This window comes from Sphingobium cupriresistens LL01 (assembly GCF_001046645.1).
Lineage (GTDB): Bacteria > Pseudomonadota > Alphaproteobacteria > Sphingomonadales > Sphingomonadaceae > Sphingobium > Sphingobium cupriresistens.
The window spans coordinates 32,990-56,990 of sequence record NZ_KQ130438.1 but is presented as its reverse complement, the minus strand read 5'-3'; the positions used below and the strand labels follow the sequence as shown (position 1 = coordinate 56,990).

Annotated in this window: 18 protein-coding genes; 12 read left to right on the top strand and 6 right to left on the bottom strand. The window is 62.3% G+C overall.

Annotated features, from left to right (window positions below; all coding sequences use genetic code 11):
• The first annotated feature begins 92 nt into the window (after positions 1-92).
• Positions 93-1,340, top strand: coding sequence for a replication initiator protein A (locus V473_RS20195; protein ID WP_244884553.1), 1,248 nt, complete (start codon positions 93-95; stop codon positions 1,338-1,340).
• A 639-nt stretch (positions 1,341-1,979) separates the two neighbouring features.
• On the opposite strand, the gene V473_RS20190 is transcribed toward V473_RS20195, so the two are convergent.
• A complete protein-coding gene (locus V473_RS20190) occupies positions 1,980-2,972 on the bottom strand; it encodes a hypothetical protein (RefSeq protein ID WP_066609108.1) in 993 nt (330 codons plus the stop codon).
• A 122-nt stretch (positions 2,973-3,094) separates the two neighbouring features.
• Here V473_RS20190 and V473_RS20185 point away from each other — a divergent pair, with 122 nt between their 5' ends.
• Positions 3,095-3,349, top strand: a complete 255-nt coding sequence (locus V473_RS20185; protein WP_066609107.1) for a hypothetical protein — start codon at positions 3,095-3,097, stop codon at positions 3,347-3,349.
• Between the two features lie 74 nt (positions 3,350-3,423).
• Here the strand turns inward: V473_RS20185 and V473_RS20180 are convergent, their stop codons facing one another.
• From V473_RS20180 to ligK, 3 genes are all read right to left on the bottom strand, one after another.
• Positions 3,424-4,296 (bottom strand): amidohydrolase family protein, encoded by an 873-nt coding sequence (locus V473_RS20180; RefSeq protein ID WP_066609106.1) that lies wholly within the window; start codon positions 4,294-4,296, stop codon positions 3,424-3,426.
• 59 nt (positions 4,297-4,355) lie between these two features.
• Positions 4,356-5,417, bottom strand: coding sequence for a 4-oxalomesaconate tautomerase (locus V473_RS20175; protein ID WP_066609105.1), 1,062 nt, complete (start codon positions 5,415-5,417; stop codon positions 4,356-4,358).
• A gap of 99 nt (positions 5,418-5,516) precedes the next feature.
• Positions 5,517-6,191, bottom strand: a complete 675-nt coding sequence (gene ligK / locus V473_RS20170) for a 4-carboxy-4-hydroxy-2-oxoadipate aldolase/oxaloacetate decarboxylase (protein ID WP_066609217.1) — start codon at positions 6,189-6,191, stop codon at positions 5,517-5,519.
• A gap of 143 nt (positions 6,192-6,334) precedes the next feature.
• On the opposite strand from ligK, the gene V473_RS20165 reads away from it, so the two are divergent.
• The 6 genes from V473_RS20165 to V473_RS20140 all read left to right on the top strand — a co-directional run bounded on the left by V473_RS20165 (position 6,335) and on the right by V473_RS20140 (position 11,993).
• A complete protein-coding gene (locus V473_RS20165; RefSeq protein WP_066609104.1) occupies positions 6,335-7,507 on the top strand; it encodes a LysR family transcriptional regulator in 1,173 nt (390 codons plus the stop codon).
• Between the two features lie 56 nt (positions 7,508-7,563).
• Complete coding sequence (locus V473_RS20160; RefSeq protein ID WP_066609216.1) at positions 7,564-8,451, top strand: NAD(P)-dependent oxidoreductase; 888 nt, start codon at positions 7,564-7,566, stop codon at positions 8,449-8,451.
• Positions 8,452-8,517: 66 nt separating this feature from the next.
• A complete protein-coding gene (locus V473_RS20155; protein WP_066609103.1) occupies positions 8,518-9,543 on the top strand; it encodes an amidohydrolase family protein in 1,026 nt (341 codons plus the stop codon).
• Positions 9,540-9,995: a protocatechuate 4,5-dioxygenase subunit alpha gene (gene ligA, locus V473_RS20150; protein ID WP_066609102.1), complete on the top strand. Its 456-nt coding sequence runs from the start codon at positions 9,540-9,542 to the stop codon at positions 9,993-9,995. The genes V473_RS20155 and ligA overlap by 4 nt, the downstream gene beginning before the upstream one ends.
• A gap of 1 nt (position 9,996) precedes the next feature.
• Positions 9,997-10,893, top strand: coding sequence for a class III extradiol dioxygenase subunit beta (locus tag V473_RS20145; RefSeq protein WP_066609101.1), 897 nt, complete (start codon positions 9,997-9,999; stop codon positions 10,891-10,893).
• Positions 10,894-11,051: 158 nt separating this feature from the next.
• Positions 11,052-11,993, top strand: a complete 942-nt coding sequence (locus V473_RS20140; protein ID WP_066609100.1) for a Gfo/Idh/MocA family oxidoreductase — start codon at positions 11,052-11,054, stop codon at positions 11,991-11,993.
• A gap of 282 nt (positions 11,994-12,275) precedes the next feature.
• Here V473_RS20140 and V473_RS20135 read toward each other — a convergent pair whose 3' ends face one another.
• Positions 12,276-13,940, bottom strand: coding sequence for an alpha-L-rhamnosidase-related protein (locus V473_RS20135; RefSeq protein WP_201785565.1), 1,665 nt, complete (start codon positions 13,938-13,940; stop codon positions 12,276-12,278).
• Between the two features lie 11 nt (positions 13,941-13,951).
• Positions 13,952-16,738: a beta-glucosidase family protein gene (locus V473_RS20130; RefSeq protein ID WP_201785564.1), complete on the bottom strand. Its 2,787-nt coding sequence runs from the start codon at positions 16,736-16,738 to the stop codon at positions 13,952-13,954.
• A 298-nt stretch (positions 16,739-17,036) separates the two neighbouring features.
• Between V473_RS20130 and V473_RS20125 the strand changes: the two genes are divergently transcribed.
• The 4 genes from V473_RS20125 to V473_RS20110 all read left to right on the top strand — a co-directional run bounded on the left by V473_RS20125 (position 17,037) and on the right by V473_RS20110 (position 23,981).
• A complete protein-coding gene (locus V473_RS20125; protein ID WP_082679263.1) occupies positions 17,037-17,951 on the top strand; it encodes a sugar phosphate isomerase/epimerase family protein in 915 nt (304 codons plus the stop codon).
• Positions 17,948-19,267 (top strand): spinster family MFS transporter, encoded by a 1,320-nt coding sequence (locus tag V473_RS20120; RefSeq protein WP_201785563.1) that lies wholly within the window; start codon positions 17,948-17,950, stop codon positions 19,265-19,267. The genes V473_RS20125 and V473_RS20120 overlap by 4 nt, the downstream gene beginning before the upstream one ends.
• Before the next feature lie 28 nt (positions 19,268-19,295).
• Positions 19,296-21,698 carry a penicillin acylase family protein gene (locus V473_RS20115; protein ID WP_066609098.1) on the top strand — a complete coding sequence of 801 codons (2,403 nt, stop codon included), beginning with the start codon at positions 19,296-19,298 and terminating at the stop codon, positions 21,696-21,698.
• A gap of 138 nt (positions 21,699-21,836) precedes the next feature.
• Positions 21,837-23,981, top strand: coding sequence for a TonB-dependent receptor (locus tag V473_RS20110; RefSeq protein WP_066609097.1), 2,145 nt, complete (start codon positions 21,837-21,839; stop codon positions 23,979-23,981).
• The last annotated feature ends 20 nt before the right edge of the window (positions 23,982-24,001 follow it).

Below are 24,001 nucleotides of genomic sequence, written 5' to 3'. Positions count from 1 at the left end.
GGATGAAAAGCTGAAAATAGCGGAATAACCCTTATATTTCAGTTTGTTATGCAAATTTCCCCTTGGGGGGACAGCGGGAACGGGATGATGCAGTGGGGAATGAAGGCGAACTTAAGACGGCGCTGAAGGAGCGCAAGGTCCAGTTCGAAATGTTCTTCACCCTGCCCGATTTCAGCGACATTTCGCTGCGCGACTACCAAGAGACGATGCAGCGCCCTTTTTTCAGCCTTTCAAAACGCAAGCGGGTGAAGCCCATTGAATATATCAGTCCCGACAGGTCGGTGACGGTCCATGTTTCCGCCAATCCGACATATGGCATGGCGACCATCTGGGATGCGGACATCATGATCTATCTGGCGTCGCACTTGAACGAACTGCGCGAGCGCGGGCTGAACGACCTGACTCCGGTCATTCGGCTCCAGCCTGGCGACCTGCTCAAGCGGATCTGCTGGGGCACCAGCGGCCGGGCCTATGAACGGTTGGTAAGCGCGCTCGACCGGTTACAGGCGACAACGATCAAGACCAACATTCGCGCCAGCGCCAAGAGCCGGGAGACAACCTTCTCCTGGATCGACAGCTATACGCATTTGGTAGACGAGAGGACGCAGCGATCTCTGGGCATGGAAATCACCCTGTCCAAATGGTTCTTCGACGGCGTGATGGACAAGCGCAATGTGCTCGCCATATCGCCGCTCTATTTCGAGATCACCAGCGGGCTGGGCAAATGGCTTTACCGCGCGTCGCGCAAACATGCTGGCGGCAATGGCGCGGACGGCTTCGTCATCGGATTCGAAACGCTGCATCAGAAAAGCGGCAGCGAAAGCAACTATCCAGTGTTCAAGCGCAAACTGCTCGACCTGGCCCGCACCAACGAGTTGCCGGACATCAGTCTGGAAGTCGTCAATCCCGATAGTCCAAAGCCCAAGATGCGCATGGTGATGCGCCGCCATATGGCCGAACGGGTCCGTGCCGGGCGCGCCGCCCCCCTCCCCTCCCCCACCGCTCAGGCGGCTCCCGATGACATCGACGCAATGATCGATCCGCGCCAGGCGATGAAGCTGATCGCGCAGGCGGCGGGTGGATTGCGCAGTCCGGGTGCGGACAAGAGCAAGGCGCGTCGTGCGCCGGTGGTCAGTGGCCGCGCCCGCGAGATGTTGGATGCCGACATTCATGCCGCAATTCGCAGCGATTTTCCGGGCTGGGATTATGATGAGTTGATGCGCCGATTCGACGCTTTCCTTGGCGCAAACCCGCATGAACTGCCGCGTAACTATTCGAAACGCTTTTATGGCTTCGTGAAGGAACACCACCGCCGCAACAAATATCGGCTGCGTCCCTGACAGCTATCGATCGACGTGTTTTCAGAATCGCGTGTTTCGGATGAAGTATCGCGCGACTTGGCTTTGATTCGCTTGTCGGACCGTGCGAACGGACATTAATAATAGCGGGAAAAGCGTGCGTCTGACCGTTTTGCTGATGCGCGACAGATCGTGATGGCGATAAAATGATGTTGCGATTGCCCCTGTGGCCGTGATTCTGAAAACACGATGATCGCGTGAAAAGCCATCGCGCGCGCCCTACCCCTATCGACCCTTCTGCCTTGTATCGCCATTTCAGTGCCGAGCCCGAAAGGCAGACGGGCATCTCACGTTAGAGGATGTTGAGGGCGAGCTTAGACGTGTTTTTGGATCTGGTGGACGACATAGATTGGCGATCTGCATCGGCACGGAGTTGCCCAGATGGATGCTAGCCAGCCTGTATGGGCCAAATGCAATCGACGTCGTCCTTGCTTTGACGCAGGTCGCCGGGAGAGGTCGGAGCGCTCGAACAAAAAAATTTCGACCGGCGCAGAGAACAAAAGCTGAAAATGCGAATAGAGGCCGCAGGAGCCGCCCTCAGCGGCATCTTCCTCTCCGCATATAATCCCATGTCGAGAGTTGCCGATCGCCCTCAGCGGCCTTCTGGCGAGGACTATTTTTCTAGGCTTCGGACCAAAAATCGGTGATTTGAGGATCAATAAGCGGATCTGGCGCGGTAGAGGCGTGCGGCGCGTGGCTCACCGGAATGATATAGCTGCGATAACTGCTTTGCCCCGATCGTTCTAGCAGGAGTCCGGCGTCGGTTGCGATGCCCAGCAATTTGATCGCCCCGGCAGAAGTCAGGTTCAATTGATCGGCGACGAGTCGACTGGTGATAAACGGTCGCGACATTGCCATCATCAATACATCCTTCAGACGGCCGGGCCGACGACGCGATGCGATATGGGCTGCGGCGCGCTCCGCATAGGCGCGCAGACGAACTTCCTGATCCAGATGATCGCAGGCGCCCAAGGCGATGGCTCGAAGCCATAGACGATCGAACTGGGCCGGGTCGGCGATCTTCCACGCGGCGCCGCTGGCCCGAAAGCCCAGGGCGACGAGACCACCGAATGATGCATCCCATCGACCCGGACCGTGGCGATCGCCGATCAGGAAGCTGGCCACCGCATCGCCCCGTCCGATCGGTGCGCGGCGCCGCCATGCCAGGGCAAGGCGCGCGCCATGGAGCAGGGGAGGGGAGGGGGGCAGGGTGGCCGCTTCCGCCTGCCATTGCGCGACCCGCTGTCGGACGTCTGCGAGCGGGAGGCCGGGGGTTGCCCACGGGCCAGCAGGGGCGGGGGCGTCATGCACGCCCAGCCAATCGAGAAGGCCGATGCTGTCCGCACGCAGCGTACCAAGCGTTACCGGCGCTCCGACGGCTTGCCGCCAATGGGTGAGGTCGTAGGCGGCTCCACCAACGCTGCCGCGGCCATCGACCGTGAACGCGCTCGCCTCAACCGATGTCGTATCGAGCCATGCCAAGGCCTGGCGTTCGGTGATGAAGCATCGTATCTTCCAAGGGCGACGCACCGGGCTAAGCCGTCGCCGCTCCTCGATCCGTGCGAGCGCCGCCTGCGCTTCGGCGTAGAGAGAGAGTAGGGTGACATCGTCCATGGTCCCTTGGTCGCAATCATCCCTACACGACAACCTTCCCATGGATATCATATGCTAGAATATATAAGCTAATATCAATGATATAATATGATATATTAAACGATATGGCCATTTAAGCTAGTTTGATCCTATACGCTCTCCGCCCGAACGCCAATCCTTCATCTTTTCGACCGATTGGCGTCCACACGCTAGAGAGGACTGTCGGCGATCTGGCGGGCTGGTTCGGTGGTTTCCTGCCCGTCACCGCCTTCGCCATGGTCGCGGCGACCGGGGATATTTATTACGGCCTCTGGTATCCGGTCGTCATCGCGGCGGCGACGGCGGTCATCGGACTGCTGTTCATGCCGGAAACCTTCCGCCGCAATATTGACGACTGAGACGGCGAGTTGGACAATTGAAATGACAAGAGCGGCGCCCACCAGCGCCGCTCTTGTCATTATATATCAATTACTTATGCTTCTTCCGGCCAGTAGAGGCGCATCGGGTTGTCGATCAGCAATTTGCGCTGGAGTTCGGCGGTGGGCGCGATGCGGGGAATCATATCGACCAGATGGCCGTCATCTGGAATATCGTCCTGCATATTGGGGTGCGGCCAGTCGGTGCCCCACAGCACGCGGTCCTGATAGTCGGCGACCAGCGGTGCGACCGCGTCGGCGAAGGCGTTCCAGGGATCGCCAGTAGGATCGAGCCGGTCGGGGCAGGTAGCCTTGAACCAGATGTCGTCGCGGCTCTCCAGAAAGGCGCGGAAGGCCTTCATGTCGACGCCGTCCGGTCCCTGGGTCACATCGGGGCGGCCCATATGGTCGATCACCAGCGGGACCGGGATGGCGTCCATGAACGGGCGCAGTTCTTCGAGGATGTCGGCTTCGAAATAGATCACCACATGCCAGCCGGCGGGCAGGCGTTTGGCGACGTCGAGGAATTTGTCCTTGGGGGCGTCGTCCACCAGACGCTTGAGGAAATTGAAGCGGATGCCGCGGATTCCGCCATCATGGAGGGCGGCGAGATCGGCATCGGAAATGGCCGGATCGACCACGGCGACGCCGCGCGCCTTACCGTTCGCCTTTGCGATGGCGTTCAGGGTCGCGCTATTGTCGGTGCCGTGGCAGCTCGCCTGGACGATGACATTGCGGGCGAAGCCCAGATGGTCGCGCAATGCGAACAACATGTCCGGGCCGGCATCTTCGGGCAGATATTTCGCCTTCGCGCTGAAGGGGAAGTCCGCCATCGGGCCGAAGACATGGCAATGGGCGTCGATCGCGCCGGCGGGGGGCGTATAGAGCGGCCTGGAGGGCGCGCCATGCCATGAGGTGATGCGGGTCATTGGTTCCAACTCCGTTCGGCCCTTTGACAGGCTCAGGGCGATAGGCCCTAGTTTCTGGTTTAAGAAAAGACGACGCCGTCCATCAATTTACGCGCGGTGCGGAGCATGGCGGCGCTGGTGACGGCGCCGCTGTCGTCCAGTTCCATGACGCAGGTCGTTTCGCCCGTCGGATGTTCGACCGAGAGCGTCTTGCGATCGCCGCCGGGAATGGAAGCGACCTCGGCCGCGGGCGATCCTTCGACCAGGCAGGCGGTAGCGACGCTGACCGCGCCAAGCACGCCGATGGAAGCATGGGCGCGATGCGGGATGAAACTGCGCACCGTGACTGCGCCGCCGTTGCGGGGCGGGGCGACCAGCATCATCTTGGGCACCGACTTGTCGGTTACGTCGCCCAGGTTCATGCGTTCGCCGACGGCAAGGCGGATTTTTTCGATACGGGCTTTCAGCGCCGTATCATTGTCCAGCGTGTCACGGTCTTCATAGCCGGTGATGCCGACGTCCTGCGCCTTCATCACCACGCAGGGCATCCCGTTGTCGATCAGGGTGACGCGCACGCCCTCCACTTCGTCGAAGGCGTTGCCGGTGGGAAGAAGGGCGCCGCAAGAGGAGCCGGCGGTGTCGCGAAACTCCAGCGGGATGGGGGCGGCGCTGCCGGGGACGCCGTCGATCTTGGCGTCGCCGTCATAGCGGACTTTGCCGCCGGGTGTTTGCACCGTGCCGATGGCGATCTGGCCGGTATTTTCCATGAAGATGGCGACGCGGGTTTCGTCCTGTTGCGCAGCGACGAGGCCCCGTTCGATCGCGAAGGGGCCGATGCCGGCGAGAATGTTGCCGCAATTCTGCGCGTCGCTGACCACCGCCTTGTCGACGAAGATCTGAAGGAAGAGATAATCGACATCGACGCCGTCGCGCTGTGACTTTTTCACGACCGCGACCTTGCTGGTCAGCGGATCGGCGCCGCCCATGCCGTCGATCTGGCGCGGGTCGGGGGAACCCATGACGCGCAACAGGAAGGCGTCGCGGGCGGCGGTGTCGGCGGGCAGGTCCTGGGCGAGGAAATAGCCGCCCTTGGACGTGCCGCCGCGCATCCACAGGACGGGGGATTGGCTATGTGCTGTCATCTACAGCTCCGTTCGGTTCGAGCTTGTCGAGAACCCTGCGCGATGGTTCTCGACAAGCTCGAACCGAACGGAGAGGGGGACGCGACAGGGGGCAGGCGGTCAGATATATTTCAGGCCCATCTCTTCCAGGCGCGGGCGCATATTATAGATGTCGAGGCCGAGTTCGCCGGCGGCGAGGCGGACGCGCTTGGCTTCTTCGGCGGCTTCGCGGGCCTGCGCCTTTTCGAGGACCGCAGCGGCGTCGGCGCGTGGTACGATGCACACGCCGTCATCGTCGGCGATCACCACGTCGCCCGGATTGACCAGCGCATTGGCGCAGATGACGGGGACGTTGACCGATCCGATCGTGTTCTTGACCGTGCCCTGGGCATGGACCGCCTTCGACCAGACCGGGAAGTTCATCTGAGTGAGGTCGCGCACGTCGCGCACGCCCGCGTCGATGATGAGACCGCGGCAGCCGCGCGCCTGGGCCGAGGTGGCGAGCAGGTCGCCGAAATAACCGTCGGTGCAGGGGCTGGTGGGAGCGAGGAGGAGGACGTCGCCTTCCTTCAACTGCTCGATCGCGACATGGACCATCCAATTGTCGCCGGGCGCGGCGGAGATGGTGACGGCGTTGCCGGCGATGCGCGCGCCGGTATAGATCGGGCGCATGTACGAGGCGAGCAGGCCGGTGCGGCCCTGCGCTTCATGGACGGTGGCGACGCCGCATTTGGCGAGGCCGTCGACGACGCTAAGGTCCGCCCGTTCGATATTCTGGACGACGATGCCGGACATGCTGACCTTCTCCTTATTCATGACGGCGCACGGACCAAGCTGATGGTTGGGCGGCGCGGGACAGGATGGTGGCTGGACCCGTTCGGGGGAAAGGGCAAAAAGGAAATCTGGCCAAGCCATTAGTTTTCACTAAATATGGCAATGTGGACTGGACCGACATCAACCTTCGTCACCTGCGCGCAACCGTGGAAATCGCGGATCGCGGAACCATGAATGCGGCCGCCGCGGCGGTAAACCTGACCCAGCCGGCGATAACCCAGGCGTTGGCCCGATTCGAAGCCATGCTGGACGTGCCCTTGTTCGACCGCCGCCATGACGGGATGACGGTGACCGATGCGGGTGCGCTGCTGGTGCCGCGTTTCCACGCCGCGCTGGACCATATCGCCAGCCCGCATGTGACCATGGCGCGGTTCCGCGCGCTGATCGCGCTGGCGGATGCGGGCAGTTACCCTGCGGCGAGTGCCGCGACCGGCCTGTCGATCCCTTCGCTGCATCGCGCGGTCAACGACCTTAGCCTGTCGCTGCGGCGGCCGCTGGTGCGGCGGCGCGGCAAGGTGGTGATGCTGACCGATGCCGGTGTGCGGATGGCGCGCGCCTTCCGTCTGGCGCGGGTCGAGTTGATGGCGGCGCTGGCCGAACTGGCGGCGCTCAAGGGGCATGAGACGCGCAGCATCGCCATTGGCGCGATGCCGCTGTCGCGCGCGCGGGTGCTGCCCGCCGCCGTGTCGCGCTTCCTGCGGCGGCGGCCGGGCGTGCGCATCACCATATTGGAAGGGTCGCGCGCCGAACTGATCGAGCCGTTGCGCAACGGCGCGATCGACATGATGGTGGGGGCGTTGCGCCTGCCGCTGCTGGAGGCGGATTTCGAGCAGGCGGCGCTGTTCGAAGACCGGCCGGTGGTGATCGCGCGGGCAGGCCATCCGCTGGCCGGGACACAGCCCGCCATGAGCGATCTGGCGCGCTATCCCTGGATCATCGCCGCGCCGGGCGCGCCGCTGCGCGAAAGCTGGGAGGCGTTATTCAGCGAACATGGCATCGCTTTGCCGGTCGTGCCGATCGAATCGGGATCGGTCATGACCATCCGGCAATTGCTGATCGACAATGATTTCCTGACCCTGTTGTCACCCGATCAGGTGACGGTGGAGCTGGAGGCGGGGTGGCTGTGCCGGATCGACACGCCGGTATCGCCCGCCAGCCGATCTATCGGCGTGACAACGCGGGCCTCCTGGCGCCCGACCACGGTGCAGGCGGAGTTCATCGCCGATCTGGAGGCCGTGTCGCGGGGGGATACAGAAAGGATGTTTAGCGCCAGCTAATGACCGGGCGGCTGTTCCGATTTGTCGTCGCGCGCATCGACGGGCAGATTCCCGCCATGACGACCGATATTCTCCTGATCGGATTTGGCGAGGCGGGCAGCACATTCGCTGCGGCTGGCGCGTGGGGAGCGCGCGCGTTGGCGCATGACCGCGATCCGGCGCGGGCCAGCGTGATGGCGCAGATGGACGTCGCCTGTCGCGATCGGCTGGACGACGCGGTGCGGGGCGCGCCGATGATCCTGTCGCTGGTGACGGCGGATCAGGCGCTGGCCGTGGCGCGCGACGCCGCGGCGCTGATCGCGCCGGGGACGCTGTTCTGTGACATGAACAGCGTTGCGCCGCAGACCAAGCAGGCCGCTGCCGCATTGGTCGAGGCGGCCGGGGGCCATTATGTCGATGTGGCGGTGATGGCGCCGGTCGATCCGGCGCGGCTCAACGTACCGCTGCTGTTGAGCGGCGCGCGAGCCGGGGATGCCGAGGCGCGGTTGCGCGCGCTGGGTTTTGCGAAGACGCGGGTCGTGGGCGCGGATGTCGGCCGGGCCTCCTCGATCAAGATGATCCGGTCGGTGATGGTCAAGGGGATCGAGGCGCTGACCGCCGAATGCGTGCTGGCCGCGGCGCAGGCGGATGTGCTGGACGAAGTGCTGGCCTCGCTCGACGCGAGCGAGAAGGCGAAGCCGTGGCCCGTGCGGGCGGATTATAATCTCGACCGGATGCTGGTGCATGGCACGCGCCGCGCGGCCGAGATGGAGGAAGTGGTCAAGACGCTCGATGGCCTCGGCACCGGCGCGGCGATGACGCGCGGCACGGTGGCGCGGCAGGCGGCGATCGGCGCACTGGGCGTGAAGGCGCCGCCGGAAGGGCTGGGCGCGAAGATCGGGGTGATTTCTTCCGACGGCGTTTCCGCGAAGGCGGAAGTGACGGAGTTTTTGGGGCGGGCGTAGCGTGCTGTCGCCTGAGGCCCCAGCCTTTGCTGGGGTGACGGAATAAGGGTTGAGGAAAGAGACGCGATGAGCCTGATTATCGATTGCCACGGTCATTACACCGTCCTGCCCAAGGGCCATGACGCCTGGCGCGAGGAACAGAAGGCGGCGTTCAAGGCCGGGACGCCGTGCCCGCCCTATCCCGACATCAGCGACGCGGAGATTCGCGAGACGATCGAGGCGAACCAGTTGCGCCTGATCAAGGAGCGCGGCGCGGACCTGACGATCTTTTCGCCCCGCGCATCCGCGATGGCGCCGCATGTGGGCGACGAGGCGGTGGCGAAGGAATGGGCGATCCGCTGCAACGACCTGATCGCGCGCGTCGTCGGCCTGTTCCCCGAAACCTTCGTCGGCGTGTGCATGTTGCCGCAGTCGCCCAAGGCCGACATGAGCAACAGCATCGCGGAGCTGGAGCGCTGCGTCACCGAACTGGGCTTTATCGGCTGCAACCTCAATCCCGATCCGGGCGGCGGGCATTTCACCCATCCGCCGCTGACCGACAGATATTGGTATCCCTTCTACGAGAAGATGGTCGAGCTGGACGTGCCGGCGATGATTCATGTGTCGGGCAGCTGCAACCCGGCGATGCACGCGACCGGCGGCTATTATATCGCGGCGGATACGATCGCCTTCATGCAGTTGCTGGAAGGCGATCTGTTCAAGGATTTCCCGACGCTGCGCTTCATCATCCCGCATGGCGGCGGCGCGGTGCCCTATCATTGGGGGCGCTATCGCGGGCTGGCGGACATGCTCAAGAAGCCCGACCTGTCGACGCACCTGATGAACAATATCTTCTTCGACACCTGCGTCTATCACCAGCCGGGCGTGGACCTGCTGGCCGACGTGATCGAGAATAAGAATATCCTGTTCGGGTCGGAAATGGTCGGCGCGGTGCGCGGCATCGACCCGACCACCGGATTCTATTTCGACGACACCAAACGCTATGTCGATGCGCTGGACGTGAGCGACGAGGAACGCGCCGCAATCTTCGCGGGCAATGCCCGTCGCGTCTTCCCGCGCCTCGACGCCCAATTGAAGGAGAGGGGACTATGATAACAGAAGATCCCAAACATCAGGACATCCACGAATATCTCGCCGAGATGGAGGATATTCCGGGCACCCGCGTCTTCACCGCCAAGCGCGCCCGGCAGGGCTATCATCTGAACCAGTTTGCGATGAGCCTGATGAAGGATGAAAATCGCGCGAAGTTCAAGGCGGACGAGCGCGCCTATCTGGACGAATGGCCGCTGACCGAGGAGCAGAAGCTGGGCGTGCTGGCGCGCGATTATAACAAGTGCCTGGACCTGGGCGGCAATGTCTATTTCCTGTCCAAGCTGTTTTCGACCGACGGCGTTCCCTTTGCCGAGGCGGTCAGCACCATGACAGACATGGCGTTCCCCGAATATCGGGAAATGATGATGCGGGGCGGGCGTTCGCCCGAAGGCGCCCGGTCGATCAAGGCCAATGAAGCGGCGGCCGCCGCCGCGAAGAAAGAGGATCGCTGATATGGCGCGGATTACTGCTGGCGTGGCGTCGAGCCATGTGCCGCTGCTGGGCGTGGCGTCGGACTTCAACAAGGATCGCGACGATTATTTCGGACCGATCTTTGCCGGGTACGATTGGACCCGCGCATGGGAGAAGGCCGAAAAGCCCGATGTCATCATCCTGGTCTATAACGACCACGCCTCCGCCTTCGACATGAAGATCATCCCGACCTTCGCGATCGGCTGTGGCGAGCGTTACAAGTCGGCCGACGAAGGCTGGGGGCCGCGCGCGGTGCCGGACGTGGAGGGACATCCCGACCTCGCATGGCACATGGCGCAGAGCCTGATCCTGGACGAGTTCGACATGACGATCATCAACGAGATGGACGTCGATCATGGCCTGACCGTGCCGCTCTCCATGATGTTCGGCAAGCCCGACGCCTGGCCGTGCAAGGTCGTGCCGCTGGCGGTCAATGTCGTCACCTATCCGCCGCCATCGGGCAATCGCTGCTGGGCGCTGGGCGAGGCGGTGCGCAAGGCGGTCGAGAGCTTCCCCGAAGACCTCAACGTCCAGATCTGGGGCACGGGCGGCATGAGCCACCAGTTGCAGGGGCCGCGCGCCGGGCTGATCAACAAGGAATGGGACAATATGTTCCTGGACGGGCTGATCGGCGAGAGCGACCATCTGCGCCGCATCCCGCATATCGAATATCTGCGCGAAACCGGCAGCGAAGGCATCGAAATGGTGATGTGGCTGGTGATGCGCGGGGCGCTGGGCAAGAAAACCCGCGCGCTGCATCGCCATTATCATGTGCCCTGCTCCAACACCGCGATCGGCCATATGGTGCTGCGTCCGGATAATGGCGAAGGGCTGGACATGACCGGCAGCGATACGGTGAACGCGATCGCGGCTGAATAAACCAACTTAAAGCCCCTCCCCTTCAGGGGAGGGGTTGGGGTGGGGGCGGTTGCGTTAGCAATCGCTTCTGCCTTCAAGATGGGCGCTGGCTCGCTTCGCTCGCACCCACCCCTTCCCCCTCCCTTAAAAGGGAGGGGCTTATTTTGGAGTAGTTTTTCATGCGTATTGCCCTGGCTGGCGCCGGCGCCTTTGGCGAAAAGCATCTTGATGGCCTCAAGAATATCGATGGCGTCACCGTCACGTCGATCATCGGACGCGAACTGGACGCGACCAAGAAGGTTGCGGAAAAATATGGCATCGGCCATGTGACGACCGACCTCAATGAGACGCTTAGCCGCGACGATGTCGACGCGGTGATCCTGTGCACGCCCACCCAGATGCACGCGGCGCAGGCGATCGCCTGCATGGATGCGGGCAAGCATGTGGAGGTGGAAATTCCGCTGGCCGATAGCTGGGCCGATGCGCAGGCGGTACTCAAGAAGCAGGAGGAAACCGGTCTCGTCTGCATGGTCGGCCACACGCGCCGCTTCAATCCGTCGCACCAGTTCGTCCACAACCGTATCAAGGCGGGCGAATTCAATGTCCAGCAGATGGATGTGCAGACCTATTTCTTCCGCCGCAAGAATATCAATGCGAAGGGCGAGCCGCGGTCCTGGACCGACCATCTGCTGTGGCATCATGCCGCGCATACGGTCGACCTGTTCGCCTATCAGGCGGGCAGGATCGTGTCGGCGCACGCGCTCCAGGGGCCGATCCATCCGGACCTGGGCATCGCCATGGACATGTCGATCCAGATGAAGAGCGAGACCGGCGCCATCTGCACCCTGTCGCTGTCGTTCAACAATGACGGGCCGCTCGGCACCTTCTTCCGCTATATCGGCGATACCGACACCTATATCGCGCGTTACGACGATCTGGTGAACGGCAAGGAAGAGGCGATCGACGTCAGCCAGGTCGCCGTGTCGATGAACGGCATCGAATTGCAGGACCGCGAATTCATCAGCGCCATCCGCGAAGGCCGCGATCCGAACAGCAGCGTCGCCAAGGTGTTCGATTGCTATCGCGTACTGGGTGAACTGGAAACGCAGCTGGCGGGTTGATCAACCATAATTTCGGGCGCGCAGTAAGGGCGTGGCCGGGCAACCGGTCGCGCCCTTTCTAGGCTGTAGCGATTCCCGCAACGGCCAAGCGGCGCTATTATCGCTGGGTCGAGCAAGGGGTCATCGAACGGATATTCGAGGCGGTATTCGATGATCCCGACATCGCAGCGTTCGCCTGCCCTATGATGTCATCGCTTGTCGACGCCGATGGGCATGGAAGGCTTTTTCGCCCGCATCGAACAAGCGCACGCCTTGTTGGTAGCGAATGTCAGAATGGGGCCATCAGGAGAGTTTCTGCCTGAGAAAATAAGACGGCGTGCAGCTCCAGGCATGGCAATAGCTATTGATATGGATGTCCCCATAGGGAGACGACAGCGGAGTGGTCGGATCAAACACTTCCCAGAAGGTATCGACACCCGCGTCGATCATCGCCCCCCAATAGCTTTCGAGCAGCGCCATGGCGCGTTTCTTTTCGCCACATGCGATGAGCGCTTCCACGACATAATGATAAAGATAAGGTGTAGAGGGCTTGATCGCCGCCGGATCGTCCAGCGTAGCGAACAGGGCTTTGCGCCCTTCGCGCGGCGACAGGAGTCCGCCCAGCATCATCCAGCTCGCGCCGGCCCAACTGACCTGTCGCCTGGGGCCGCTGACCACCCGTCCGCTGTGCGCGTCCCAATAGGCGGCGCGGCCGGCGGTGGTCATCGTTCCAGCCCTATGGGATAGGCTGGCATCCTCCTGCTTCATCCCCAGTCGTCGGGCCAGTTCCGCGGTCGCCCTCCAGGCGAAGGTGAGCAGGCCCTGGATCGCGGCGCCCTTGTCCAGCTTGTCCGCCCAGTCGATGAAAATCCACATATTGCCCGGATCGACGAACAGCCCGTCGGCATTGATCCAGCGCGCGATCAGTTCCAGCTGGCATCGCGCCACCGGCCACAGGTCGCGCCCGGTCGCAACATCGCCGGTCGCCAGCACATAATCGCGCAGGGTGACGTTGAAGAGCGCGGCATAATCGACGATGTGCATACCGCCGTAGCGGGGATGTGGCTTTTCGTAGACGCAGGCGGCGACCAACCCGTCTTTGTCGCGATAGGCCGCGAACAGATACAGGCAGCGCTTGACCAGATCGTTGTTCTGGAAGCTCGCATAATTGGCGAGCGCCTGAAGCCGCAGATCGCCGACCCACAGTCGCTGGTCTCGGCGCGGACCATCCTCGAAACTGGTTTGCATACAGTCACGCAGCGTCGCCATCGCGACCTCGTCCATCCGGCGCAGGCGCGGGGTCGCGCCCATGGGCGCGGGCATGGGACCAGCCGACGTCACCGCGTGAGCGCGGACATTGAGGAACTTTACCGCAAAGCCCGGCGAAGTGTCGATCACGTCGACCCGGACATAGCGAAAGGCGTAACGTCGCGCCATCTTCACCGACTGCGGCAGATAATCGACGGTGATGATCTCTTCGGGCAACCAGGCTTCGCTGATCTTGCCCTTATAGGGATGCAGCGGTTCGGCGACGTCGGTCTGCACTTCGCCGAAGGTCAGTTTCAGCCGCACCGGCGCATCCGGTTCGCGCCCGACCGTTTCGAGGTCGAAGGACAGATAACCCGTCCGGTGCCCTTCGAAATCGAGGATGAAGCTGTCGCCCTTGCGGAAGCTGCGGGTAGCGAAGTCCGCGATGGTGGCGGCCTTTTCCACGCGGAAACGCAATATCTGCGCGGGGTCGGGGATCATGTTCACCAGAGCGACCGGCTGTTGCTCGATGCTATGCAGCGTCGGCATCAGAGCGTCGGCCTTGCGCGCCCATTCGGCATTGGGTTCGCCCGCAATCGCTGGCGCAAAACGGCTATTTTGCGCCAGCACCTTCGGTCCCGCCAGCAGGGTGGCGAAGGTAACGCCCAGCGCGCCACCAAGGATCTGCCGCCTGCGGATGGCGAGCGATTGCCCCTGCATATCGCAATCCCCTACCGGCTTTTGGCGGCAAGCGGCAGGTCGCGTGAGGAGCCGCCCACATAAACCGCACGCACGCCCTGCGGCGTGGTCCAGCTCGCCGCCCTTTCATCCCAATATTGCAGGCTGCGTGGCGCGACATGAATCGACACCGTCTTCGATTCCGATGGCGCCAGATGGACGCGGTCGAATCCGGCGAGCGCCTTGACCGGGAAGGCGATGCCCCTGGGGGCATTGGCGGGCGCCCCCAGATAGATCTGCGCCACTTCGTCCGATGCCCGCTTTCCCGTATTGGCTACGGTGAAACGGACGTCCAGACCGCCGTCGGCGGCGGGCTTCACGGTCAGGCCAGAATAGGCGAAGCTGGTATAGCTGAGGCCATGGCCGAAGGCGTAGAGGGGCTCCTTTTTCTGCCGGTCGAACCAGCGATAGCCGACATCCAGCCCCTCCGAATAGGTGACGACGCCATCTTCGCGCGCACCGCGTTCGGGATGACGGGGGTCGGTCGCGGGATAATCCTCCAGCGCCTTGCCCCAGGTGAAGGGCAGACGGCCCGCCGGGCTGACCCGGCCGGTCAGGATGTCGACGGTCGCCTCGCCGCCCTTGTCGCCGCCCCACCACATGTTGAGCACCGCCTTCACCTTGCCCAACCAAGGCATGGCGACGGGGTAGCTGCTGTTCAGCACCACGATGGTGTTGGGGTTGGCCGCGCTCACATCATCGATCAGCCTGTTCTGCTCAGGGGTGAGGCCGAAGATGGGATTTTGCCGCGCCCAGGCGAAGACGACGGCCTTCTTGGCTTTTGCCGCGGTTTCGACAGCGTGGCGGTAATTGGCCTCGCGCTGTTGCGGCGTCACCCAGTTGAGGCGAATCTGGATCGGCACATGCGAGGTGTCGTCGGTCGTCAGCACCTCGATACTGTGCTTGCCCGCCGTCAGTGCGACATCACGCCGGACATTGTTGAGATTGTCGGTGCTGTGCAGCAAGGCGTCCTGTCCCGGCTGCACTGTGTCGCCGTGGCGGGCTCCGGTCAGGCCGCTGGAACGGCCGACCAGTTCTCCGTCGATGCGCAATTCGGCATGGGTGCCCAGCATCTGGAGATAGAAACCATAAGTGCCGTCCGCAGAAATGTCGATCTCGCCCTTCCAGCTTGGCTGGGCGCCGGCGGGCAGCGCATTGGCGTTGCTGTCGGTGAAGTTGAGCGCGCCATCCTGCGCGACTTTCTTGCCGTTGACGATGCGGGCAAGGCCCGGCGCCCCGTCGCTGCTGAAACGGTCGGCGGGGACGGGCGCGCCGGTCATGTCGTTGGCGACGGCATAGGCGATGTTGGCGCCCGCGCGGCCGCCCGCTTCACGTTGGAGCAGGGCGGCGACGCCGTTTTGCGTTTCGGGGAGGCCGAGCGAATGTTCGGCGTTGATGCCCAGCGCCACGACCTGGCCCGCGCCGGGGCCGATCAGCGCCAGATCGTCCAGGTCCGACTGGCTGAGGGGGAGGGCGGCGCCTTCATTTTTCAGGAGCACGGCGGAATCCGATGCCGTCTTGCGGATGATGCCCGCGATGCGGGGATCGACCGCGCCGCCGGTGGGCTGATGATTGCCCCTGTCGAGCAGGCCAAAGCGGTTCATTTCATGCACGACGCGATAGGCGGCCTCGTCTATGGCGGCCATCTTCACCGTCCCGTCGGCAAGGGCGGAGGCCATGTTCTTCGGATCGGGGTCGTCGGGGAACTGGCCGCGGAAGATGACCGACTTGATCGGCAAGCGCTCGCTCTTTTCTTCCGGCACGGCGCGACCGAAGACGCGACCCAGCACCTCCATGCTCATCGTCAGCGGCTCGACCGGCGCCTTGTCATTGTCGAAATAGGAGCGGGTGATGGTCAGCCACGGGCTGCCTTTGGGCATCAGGCCGGGCATTTCCATGTCGAGACCCATATTGATGTCGGCCGGCTTGTGCGTGCCGCCCCAGTCGGAGGTTACAAACCCCTTGAAACCCAGCTCTTTGCGCAATGTGGTGTTGAGCAGGTCGTCGCTGGCGCAGGCATATTGGCCGTTCACATAATTATAGGCGCACATCAGCGAGGAGACACCCGCGTCGATCACAGCCTCGAACGGGGCAAGATAGACTTCGTGCATGGTCTGCTCGTCCATGATCGTCTTGTAGCCGCGCAGGTCGTAGCCGAGATAATGTTTGGCCTGCGCCATCACGCCCTGGCCCTGGATACCGTGCACCTGCGCCGCACCCATGATACCGGACAGATAGGGATCTTCGCCAAAGGTATTCCACCCACGGCTGAAATGAAGGTCGCGCATGATGTTGATGAAAGGCTCCAGCGCGACATCGACGCCCAGGCGGCGCGCCTCCAGCCCGACCACCGCGCCATTTTGTTCCGCATCCTTCTTGCTGAAGGTCGCCGCCAGCGCCATGGTCGCGGGCAGCGCGACGGAGGGTTCGCGGGTCAGGATGCCGGGCGGACCATCGGCGAAACGCATCGACGGAACGCCAAGGCGCGGAACGCCCCTGAGATAGCCGGCGGCGGCCTGATCGGTGCTGGCGTCTTCCTGAGCGCCGCGGATCATGTCGATCTTTTCGTCCAGCGTCATCTTCGCGACCAGATCGCGGGCGCGCTGATCATCGGCTGACTCGGCCTTGGGCGCCGCTGTCGGTTCGATGGTCTGCGCGTGGAGCGTTGCGTTGACGCTCGCCGCTGCCAGCAACATTGCGGTCGAGCGCAGAAGGCCGCGCCGGCGGTTGGTGGCGAGCGTGAAAATCCCGTTGCTGGCGTGAAGCGATAATCTGGTCAAAGGAGCCTCCATATATGCCGCCAGCAAGCCAATATTAATTGAAATGTCAACTAATATATGGGCTAGACGTAGAGGACTTCGCTTTTTTTGTCCCAAGCTTATGGTTTCGTTTTCGCCATTCGTCCTTACACAAATGCTCTATCTGCGCCATCTGGCTCATCTGCGCGGGCGTCAGCTTCGGCGATCTGGATAAGCTGGAAAGAGCGTTGACAATGATTGCATAATGAATGAATATTCAACTAATATGACTATCGGTTCCGGTCGTCGTCAATCATGGATGAACGAGATGGGGGAGCGCATGAATCGCAGGAATGTCTTAGCTTCGGCCATGGGGATGATGGTCGCCGGTTGCGCCGCGGGGCGCACGGCCAACAGGCCATCGCCCGCTCGTTGGGGGCTGCAACTTTTCACCGTCGGCGCCCTGATGGAGCAGGATTTCGAAGGCGTGCTGCGACAGGTGGCGGCTTTTGGGTATAAGGAGGTCGAGACGGTGGGTAGCTTCGGCCGCGACCCCGTCTGGTTGCGGGCGCAGCTCGACCGGTTCGGGCTGGCGTCGCCGTCGCAGCATATCGCATCGGACGAAGTCTATGCCTCCTTCGGCGCGTGGACGCGCAAGGAGATCACGACCGAGCAGAATCGGGAAAATTACGAGCGGGCCTTTCTGCCGGAAAAGGCGCTGGCGCTGGTAGAGGACGGCATCGCCAAGGCGAAGATATTGGGGCAGTCCTATGTCACCTGGCCGATCCTGATGCCCCGGATGCTGGCCGACCGGGCGATATTGGATCGTTATTTGGACATCTTCAACCAGGCGGGCCGCATGTGCCGCGATGCCGGGCTGACCTTTGCCTTTCACAATCATCACCGGGAATTTCAGCGTCTGGGACCGGACATGATCTATGACCTGATCCTCAAGGGAACCGACCCCGAACTTGTGAAGATGGAGATGGACTTTTATTGGGTGACCAAGGCGGGACAGGATCCCATCCCCTATTTCGAGAATAATCCGGGCCGCTATTTCGGCTGTCATGTCAAGGATGTCGACGCAGCAGGCGAGTTTGCCATCGTCGGCACGGGGCGGCTCGACCTGCCACGGCTGATCGGCGCCGCTCGCGAGGCGGGCGCGCAGCATTTCTTCGTCGAATATGACCGGTCGGACGATCCCATCGGCGCGATCCGCGACAGTATGGTCTATCTGGAAAGGCTGCCCGGATGATCGACCATGGCCTGTCGCATCGGCGCGCCTGGACTGCGGTGGTCCTGTGCATGGTCGCCTATATCTTTTCGTTCATCGATCGGCAGATCATGGCGTTGTTGATCGGGCCGATCCAGGCGGATATGGGTATTTCGGACACCCAATTCGGTCTGTTGCACGGTTTTGCCTTCGCGATTTTCTATGCGACGATGGGTATTCCGATCGCGGCGCTGTCCGACCGGACATCGCGGCCGCTGATCATCGCTGCGGGTGTCGCGTTCTGGAGCCTGGCGACCGTGGCGTGCGGCTTTGCACGCGGCTTCGCCCAATTGTTCGCGGCGCGGGTCTGCGTGGGCGCGGGCGAGGCGGCGCTGTCGCCCGCTACCTATTCGCTGATCAGCGACCTGTTCCCGCGCGAAAAATTGGGTCGAGCCGTGGCAGTCTATTCGCTCGGCTCCTTTCTGGGCGCGGGCGTCGCATTCCTGCTAGGCGGCTGGGTAATCGGCGCGGTGAGCGCCGGTGGCGTGCGCAGCTGGATGGGCATGAGTTTTGCGGCCTGGCAGATCACCTTCATCATCGTGGGCGCGCCGGGCATCCTGCTGGCGCTCGTCATGCTGGCGCTGATCGGCGAACCGCGCGCACAGACCCTTGGCAATGGCGCGGCTGCCAGGGCGGTGCCCTCGGTCATCGACATGGCGCGCTTCCTGGCGCGGGAGAAGGCGATCTTCGTGCCGCACATGGCGGGCTATACGTTGGCGGCGATGACGCTGTTTTCGCTCCTGTCCTGGTCGCCCGCCTATCTGATGCGGGTGTTCGCGCTGACGCCGGGGGAAAGCGGTTTGCGGCTGGGCTGGATCGCGATCTTCGCGGCGGGCGGCGGCGTGCTGGCGAGCGGCGCGCTCATGGACCGGCTGACGCGGTCGGGTCGCACGGATGCGCCGTTCCGCGCCGGCATCATCGGCGCGCTGGGCGCTATCGCGCCGCTGGCGCTGCTGCCCTGGGCATCGACTGTCGATCAGGCGACGGTGTTGCTTACAGCCGCATTCTTCTTCGCTTCCTTTCCCATGCCCCCTTCGACCGCAGTGATGCAGATCGTCGCACCGCCGACGATGCGATCGCGCGTGTCGGCGCTGTTTCTGGGCGTCAACTCGCTGATCGGCATGGGGCTGAGCAGCGCGCTCGTCGGGATCGCCAACGACCATTGGTCTGGCGGGGCGCTGGGCACCGGCCTGTCGCTGGCCATGGTCGCGGGCGGCGCGGCGATACTGGCCGTGCTGGTGTTGTCGCTTGGCCTTGCGCCCTTCCGGCGCTTCGTCGCGGCCGAACGGCCCGTTTGATTTTCCTCGCCCATTCGATCGAGACTGCATGACCATCTTTTTGCGCTGCGCCGCCCTATTGCTTTGCGTCACCGCCCTTTCCGCCGGGGCGGTTCCGGAGCGTGCGATCCGCATCGATCGGGACCATTATGGCGTGCCGCATATCCATGCGGAGAGCAGGCCCGCCCTTTATCATGGCCTGGGCTATGCTATTGGGCAGGATCGGCTGTTCCAGCTCGAAATGATGCGTCGGTCGGTATGGGGCGAAGTGGCGGAGATATTGGGTCCGTCCTTCATCGACTTTGATCGCGAAACGCGGCGGCGTGGCTATAGTCGCGCCGAGGTGGCCAAGCGGCTGGCGGCATTAAAACCGTCCGAACGGGCGCTGTTTTCCGCCTATGCCGCCGGACTTAATGCTTGGATCGCCAAGGGTCAGCTGCCGCGGCGATTTGCGGAACTGGATTTCCGCCCCAAGCCGTGGACGGCCGAGGATCTGGCGCAGATCTTTATCGGCAATGTCGCCGTGCGTTTTACGGACAAGACGCAGGAACTGGACAACGCGGCGTTGCTTGAGGAACTGATCGCCCAATTTGGGGATGCACGGGCGCGGGCCATCTTCGACGATCTGACACCGCTGGCGGAGGACCCCGCCGCGATCACCTCTCTGGCGGCAGGCGACTGGAAGGGGGCGAGCCTGCGCGCGCTGTCGGTCGTCGGCCAGCCTCTTCTCGCGGCAAAGGCGCCGGATGTCGCGGCTGCCGCGGATGACATCCGCCAGGCCGACGCCATGCTGGGGTCCAAAATGGCGTCACTCGCGCTCAACGACCATGGCGGCAGCAATGTCTGGGTGGTGGGCAAGGACAAGTCGGCGACCGGCTATCCATTGCTGATGGGCGGGCCGCAAATGGGCTTCACCATGCCGGGGTTTCTCTATGAGGCGGGGTTGCACGGCGGCGGCATGGATGTGGTTGGCGCGACGCCGATCGGCTTCATCCCGATCTTCTTCGGGCATAATGGCAACGCCGCCTGGTCGAGCACCGTCGGCCGGGGCGATGCCGTCGACACCTTCGTCGAGCGGCTCGATCCCGACGACCCGACCCGCTATTTCCACAAGGGCCGCTGGAAGGCGATGGCGGCGCGGACTGAGGTCATCCAAGTCAGGGGCGCGGCGCCGGTCAAGGCGACCTTCTATCGCACGATCCATGGGCCGGTGCTGAAGGTCGATGCGGCGAACCTCCGGGCCTACAGCCGCGCGCGGGCGTGGGAAGGGCACGAGCTCGATACGGAAATGGCGTGGTTCGATTCCACGCTGGCGCAGGATTTCGACCAGTTCCACAAGGCGGCGCTGCGTTCGGCGATCAGCATCAACTGGTGGTATGCCGACCAGCGGGGCAATATCGGGATGGTCTATCCGGGTCGTTTCCCGATCCGCCAGGCGCACCAGGACCCCCGCTTGCCGACCGACGGCACGGGACCGGGCGATTGGCGCGGCTTCCTGCCATCGACGCAGCGGCCCTATCGACTCAATCCGTCGCGCGGCTTCTTCGCCAACTGGAACCAGCAGCCGATCAAGGGATGGTATTTCCCAGATACCGGCTGGAGTGCGGTGGAACGGGCGCAATTGTTGCAGGATTTCATGCAGGCGCATGACAGGATATCGCTCGCCGATATGGAGCAGCTCAACCGGGTGGCGAGCACGACCAGCCAGACGGCGGGCTATTTCATCCCCGGCCTGATCGCCGCCATCGAGATGAAGGCGCCGAACGACCCGCAACTGCGCCAGGCGCGCGATCTGCTGGCGAACTGGGATCATCGCCGGATCGATGTGGACGGCGACGGGCGCTATGATAGTTCGGCGCTGGTGATCTACGACGCCTGGTTGAGCGCCATGATGACGCATGTCTTCAGCCCGGATAGCGTCGGCAAGCCGCTTTCGGCGATGCTCGCCTACAAGCGCAGCGATACCTATGATATCGGCCGCGGGCCAAAATTGCTGGCGCGTGTGCTGGTGGGCAAGGGCGCGTCGCTGCCGGTCGAGGCCGACTATCTGGGCGAAAAGAGCGCTTCGGCGGTGCAGGTCGAGATATTGGGTGACATTCTGGCGCAGCTGCGGGCCGAACGCGGCGACGACATGGCCCATTGGTCCGATCCGATCCTGTCCACCCAATTTGCCACCGCCAATGCGCATTCCGTGCCGCAGGGCGCGCGCGATCCGGTGATCGTGCCGCTGGCTGAACGCGGAACCCAGAATCACTTGGTAGAGTTGCGGCCTGATGGGGCGCTCGGACACAATGTCATCGCGCCGGGACAGGCGGAAGACAGCAGCCGCCATGTCCTCGATCAGATCGGCCTGTTTAGGGATTTTGGATATAAGCCCATGCTGTTTTCCTCCACAGAGGTCAGGCAAAACGCTGAAAAAACGGAGTTTCTTACCGACCCTTATCGACCCTGAGCGACCATCGGGCAGGGGTGAAAGACATTGCCTGAAATCATATCCAGCAGCACGAAAAATACTTGAACATTACGATATAATGACATAAAAATTCATCGTCGTTCGATCATCATATAAAAAGAGCGGAAGGGGTTAGAGATGAAAAAAATCGGTCGTTTAAGTGGTGCCAGCCTAGTGGTGTTGGCAGGTTTCCACGTCAGCCTGGCGATGGCGCAGGCCGCAGATCAATCGTCCAGTGGTGGCATTGACGAAATCGTCGTGACCGCCGAAAAGCGCGAAACATCGGTTCAGAAAACAGCGATTGCCATCACCGCGTTCGACCAGAAGGCGCTCGCCGAAAATGGTGTCGCGACCTTGCAGGACATTGCGGCGATTGCGCCCGGCGTCGGCATTTCGAAGAATTCGGCCAACGTAATCATCTCGGTTCGCGGCGTGTCGAGCCAAAATACCAATGAAATCGGCGATCCGGCTATTTCGATCGCACAGGATGGCTTCTACATCCAAAAGCCGTTCGGCTTTGGTGATGCGATGTTTGACCTTGAGCGCGTCGAAGTGCTGCGTGGTCCCCAAGGTACGCTCTATGGCCGTAACGCGACCGGTGGCGCTATCAATGTGATCACGGCCAAGCCTAAGAATGAATTTGAAGGCCGGGTCGCGGTAGGTGTCGGCAATTACGACCAGATCACGACCGAGGGCATGATCAACGTGCCGGTTACTGACACTCTGGCGGTGCGCGCCGCCTTTGCAACGAATAAGCATGACGGCTATCGCGTCAACGAAGGGCCGGCCCGCGCTGGCGATGATGCCGATAGCCAGTCGATTCGCCTGCATGTGCAGTGGAAGCCCACCGACAGGCTCAAGGTGCTGTTGAGCGGCCAATTGACCAAGATCGGCGGCGTTGGCCCGACCATGTGGGGTACGCCGCTGCGTTTCAATGGCACGGCGATCGACACGAGCTATCGTCCCGATGTGGATGGGGACGGCACGCCGCATAGCCTGCCCAACCAATATATCGACACGACGCTGCGCACCATACAGTGGAATGCGGAATATGATCTGGGTTTTGCGAGCCTCGTCTATCTGGGCGGTTTCCGCGATACCGACTATTCGCAACTGCGCGATCTGGACGGCACCACCAGCCAGACCGCCTATATCCAGCCGAGCGAAAAGGTGCATGACTGGTCGCATGAGGTTCGCCTGGTGTCGAACGGCAATGGTCGGTTCAAATGGCAGATCGGTGGCTATCTGTTCCGCGAAACGTCGGACCTGTTCAGCCTGTTCCAGAGCTATGCAGTCGCCAATCCACCGTCGAACATTTTCACCTTCTCCTATAAGGTGAAGGCGAAGTCTAAGGCGGCTTTCGGCCAGGCGAGCTATGAACTGATCGACGGGATGAAAGCGGAATTCGGAATTCGCTATTCCGACGACTATAAGAGCCGCGTTGGATATAGCAACACCGGCGGCGGTGATGTGATGCAGGACGATGAGTCGGCGAGCACCAAGACGACCTATCATGCTGGTCTGACCTATGACTACAGCCCGCGCAACATGGTCTATGCCAAGTTTGATACGGGTTATAAAGCAGGTGGCTTCAACACGGTGCCGGGCCAGAACACGCTGCCCTATGCGCCAGAAACTATTACGTCCTGGGAAATCGGATCGAAAAACAGGTTCCTAGACAATAGTCTGCAGCTAAATCTGTCGGGCTTTCTGTATGACTATAAGGACCAGCAAGTTTCAGTGCGTGACCAGACGGTCGGTCTGTCCGCCGTCTTCAATGCAGGCAAATCGCGGATCTGGGGCGTTGAAGCGGAAACTATCTTTCAACCGACTGATGCGGACCGATTCGACGCCAGCGCCGTATTCCTCCACGCCGAATATACCAGCCTGTGCATCAGCATCGCCGCCGACGGAACATGCGTGACCGACTATTCGGGCAACCGTGCCAGCCAGGCGCCGCGCTGGTCGTTCAATCTGGGCTATGAACACAGCTTCCCGCTGCTGGGCGGCACGCTGACGCCGCGCCTTCAAACGCACATCGAAACTTCGTCCTTCTACGGCATCGAGAATTTCGCCTATCAGAAGCAGGACAGCTATTCGCGCAGCGACCTGATCGTCACCTTCACCGAAGCGGACAAGAAGTGGAGCCTGCAAGGTTTCGTCCGCAACATCGAGGATGAAACGATCATCACCAGCGCCGTTGCGAGCACACGTTTCGGCAGTTACAGCTATGGCATGGCGCCGCCGCGTACCTATGGCATCAAATTGACCTATAATTTCTGATCAGCGGCAGGTTTTATAGG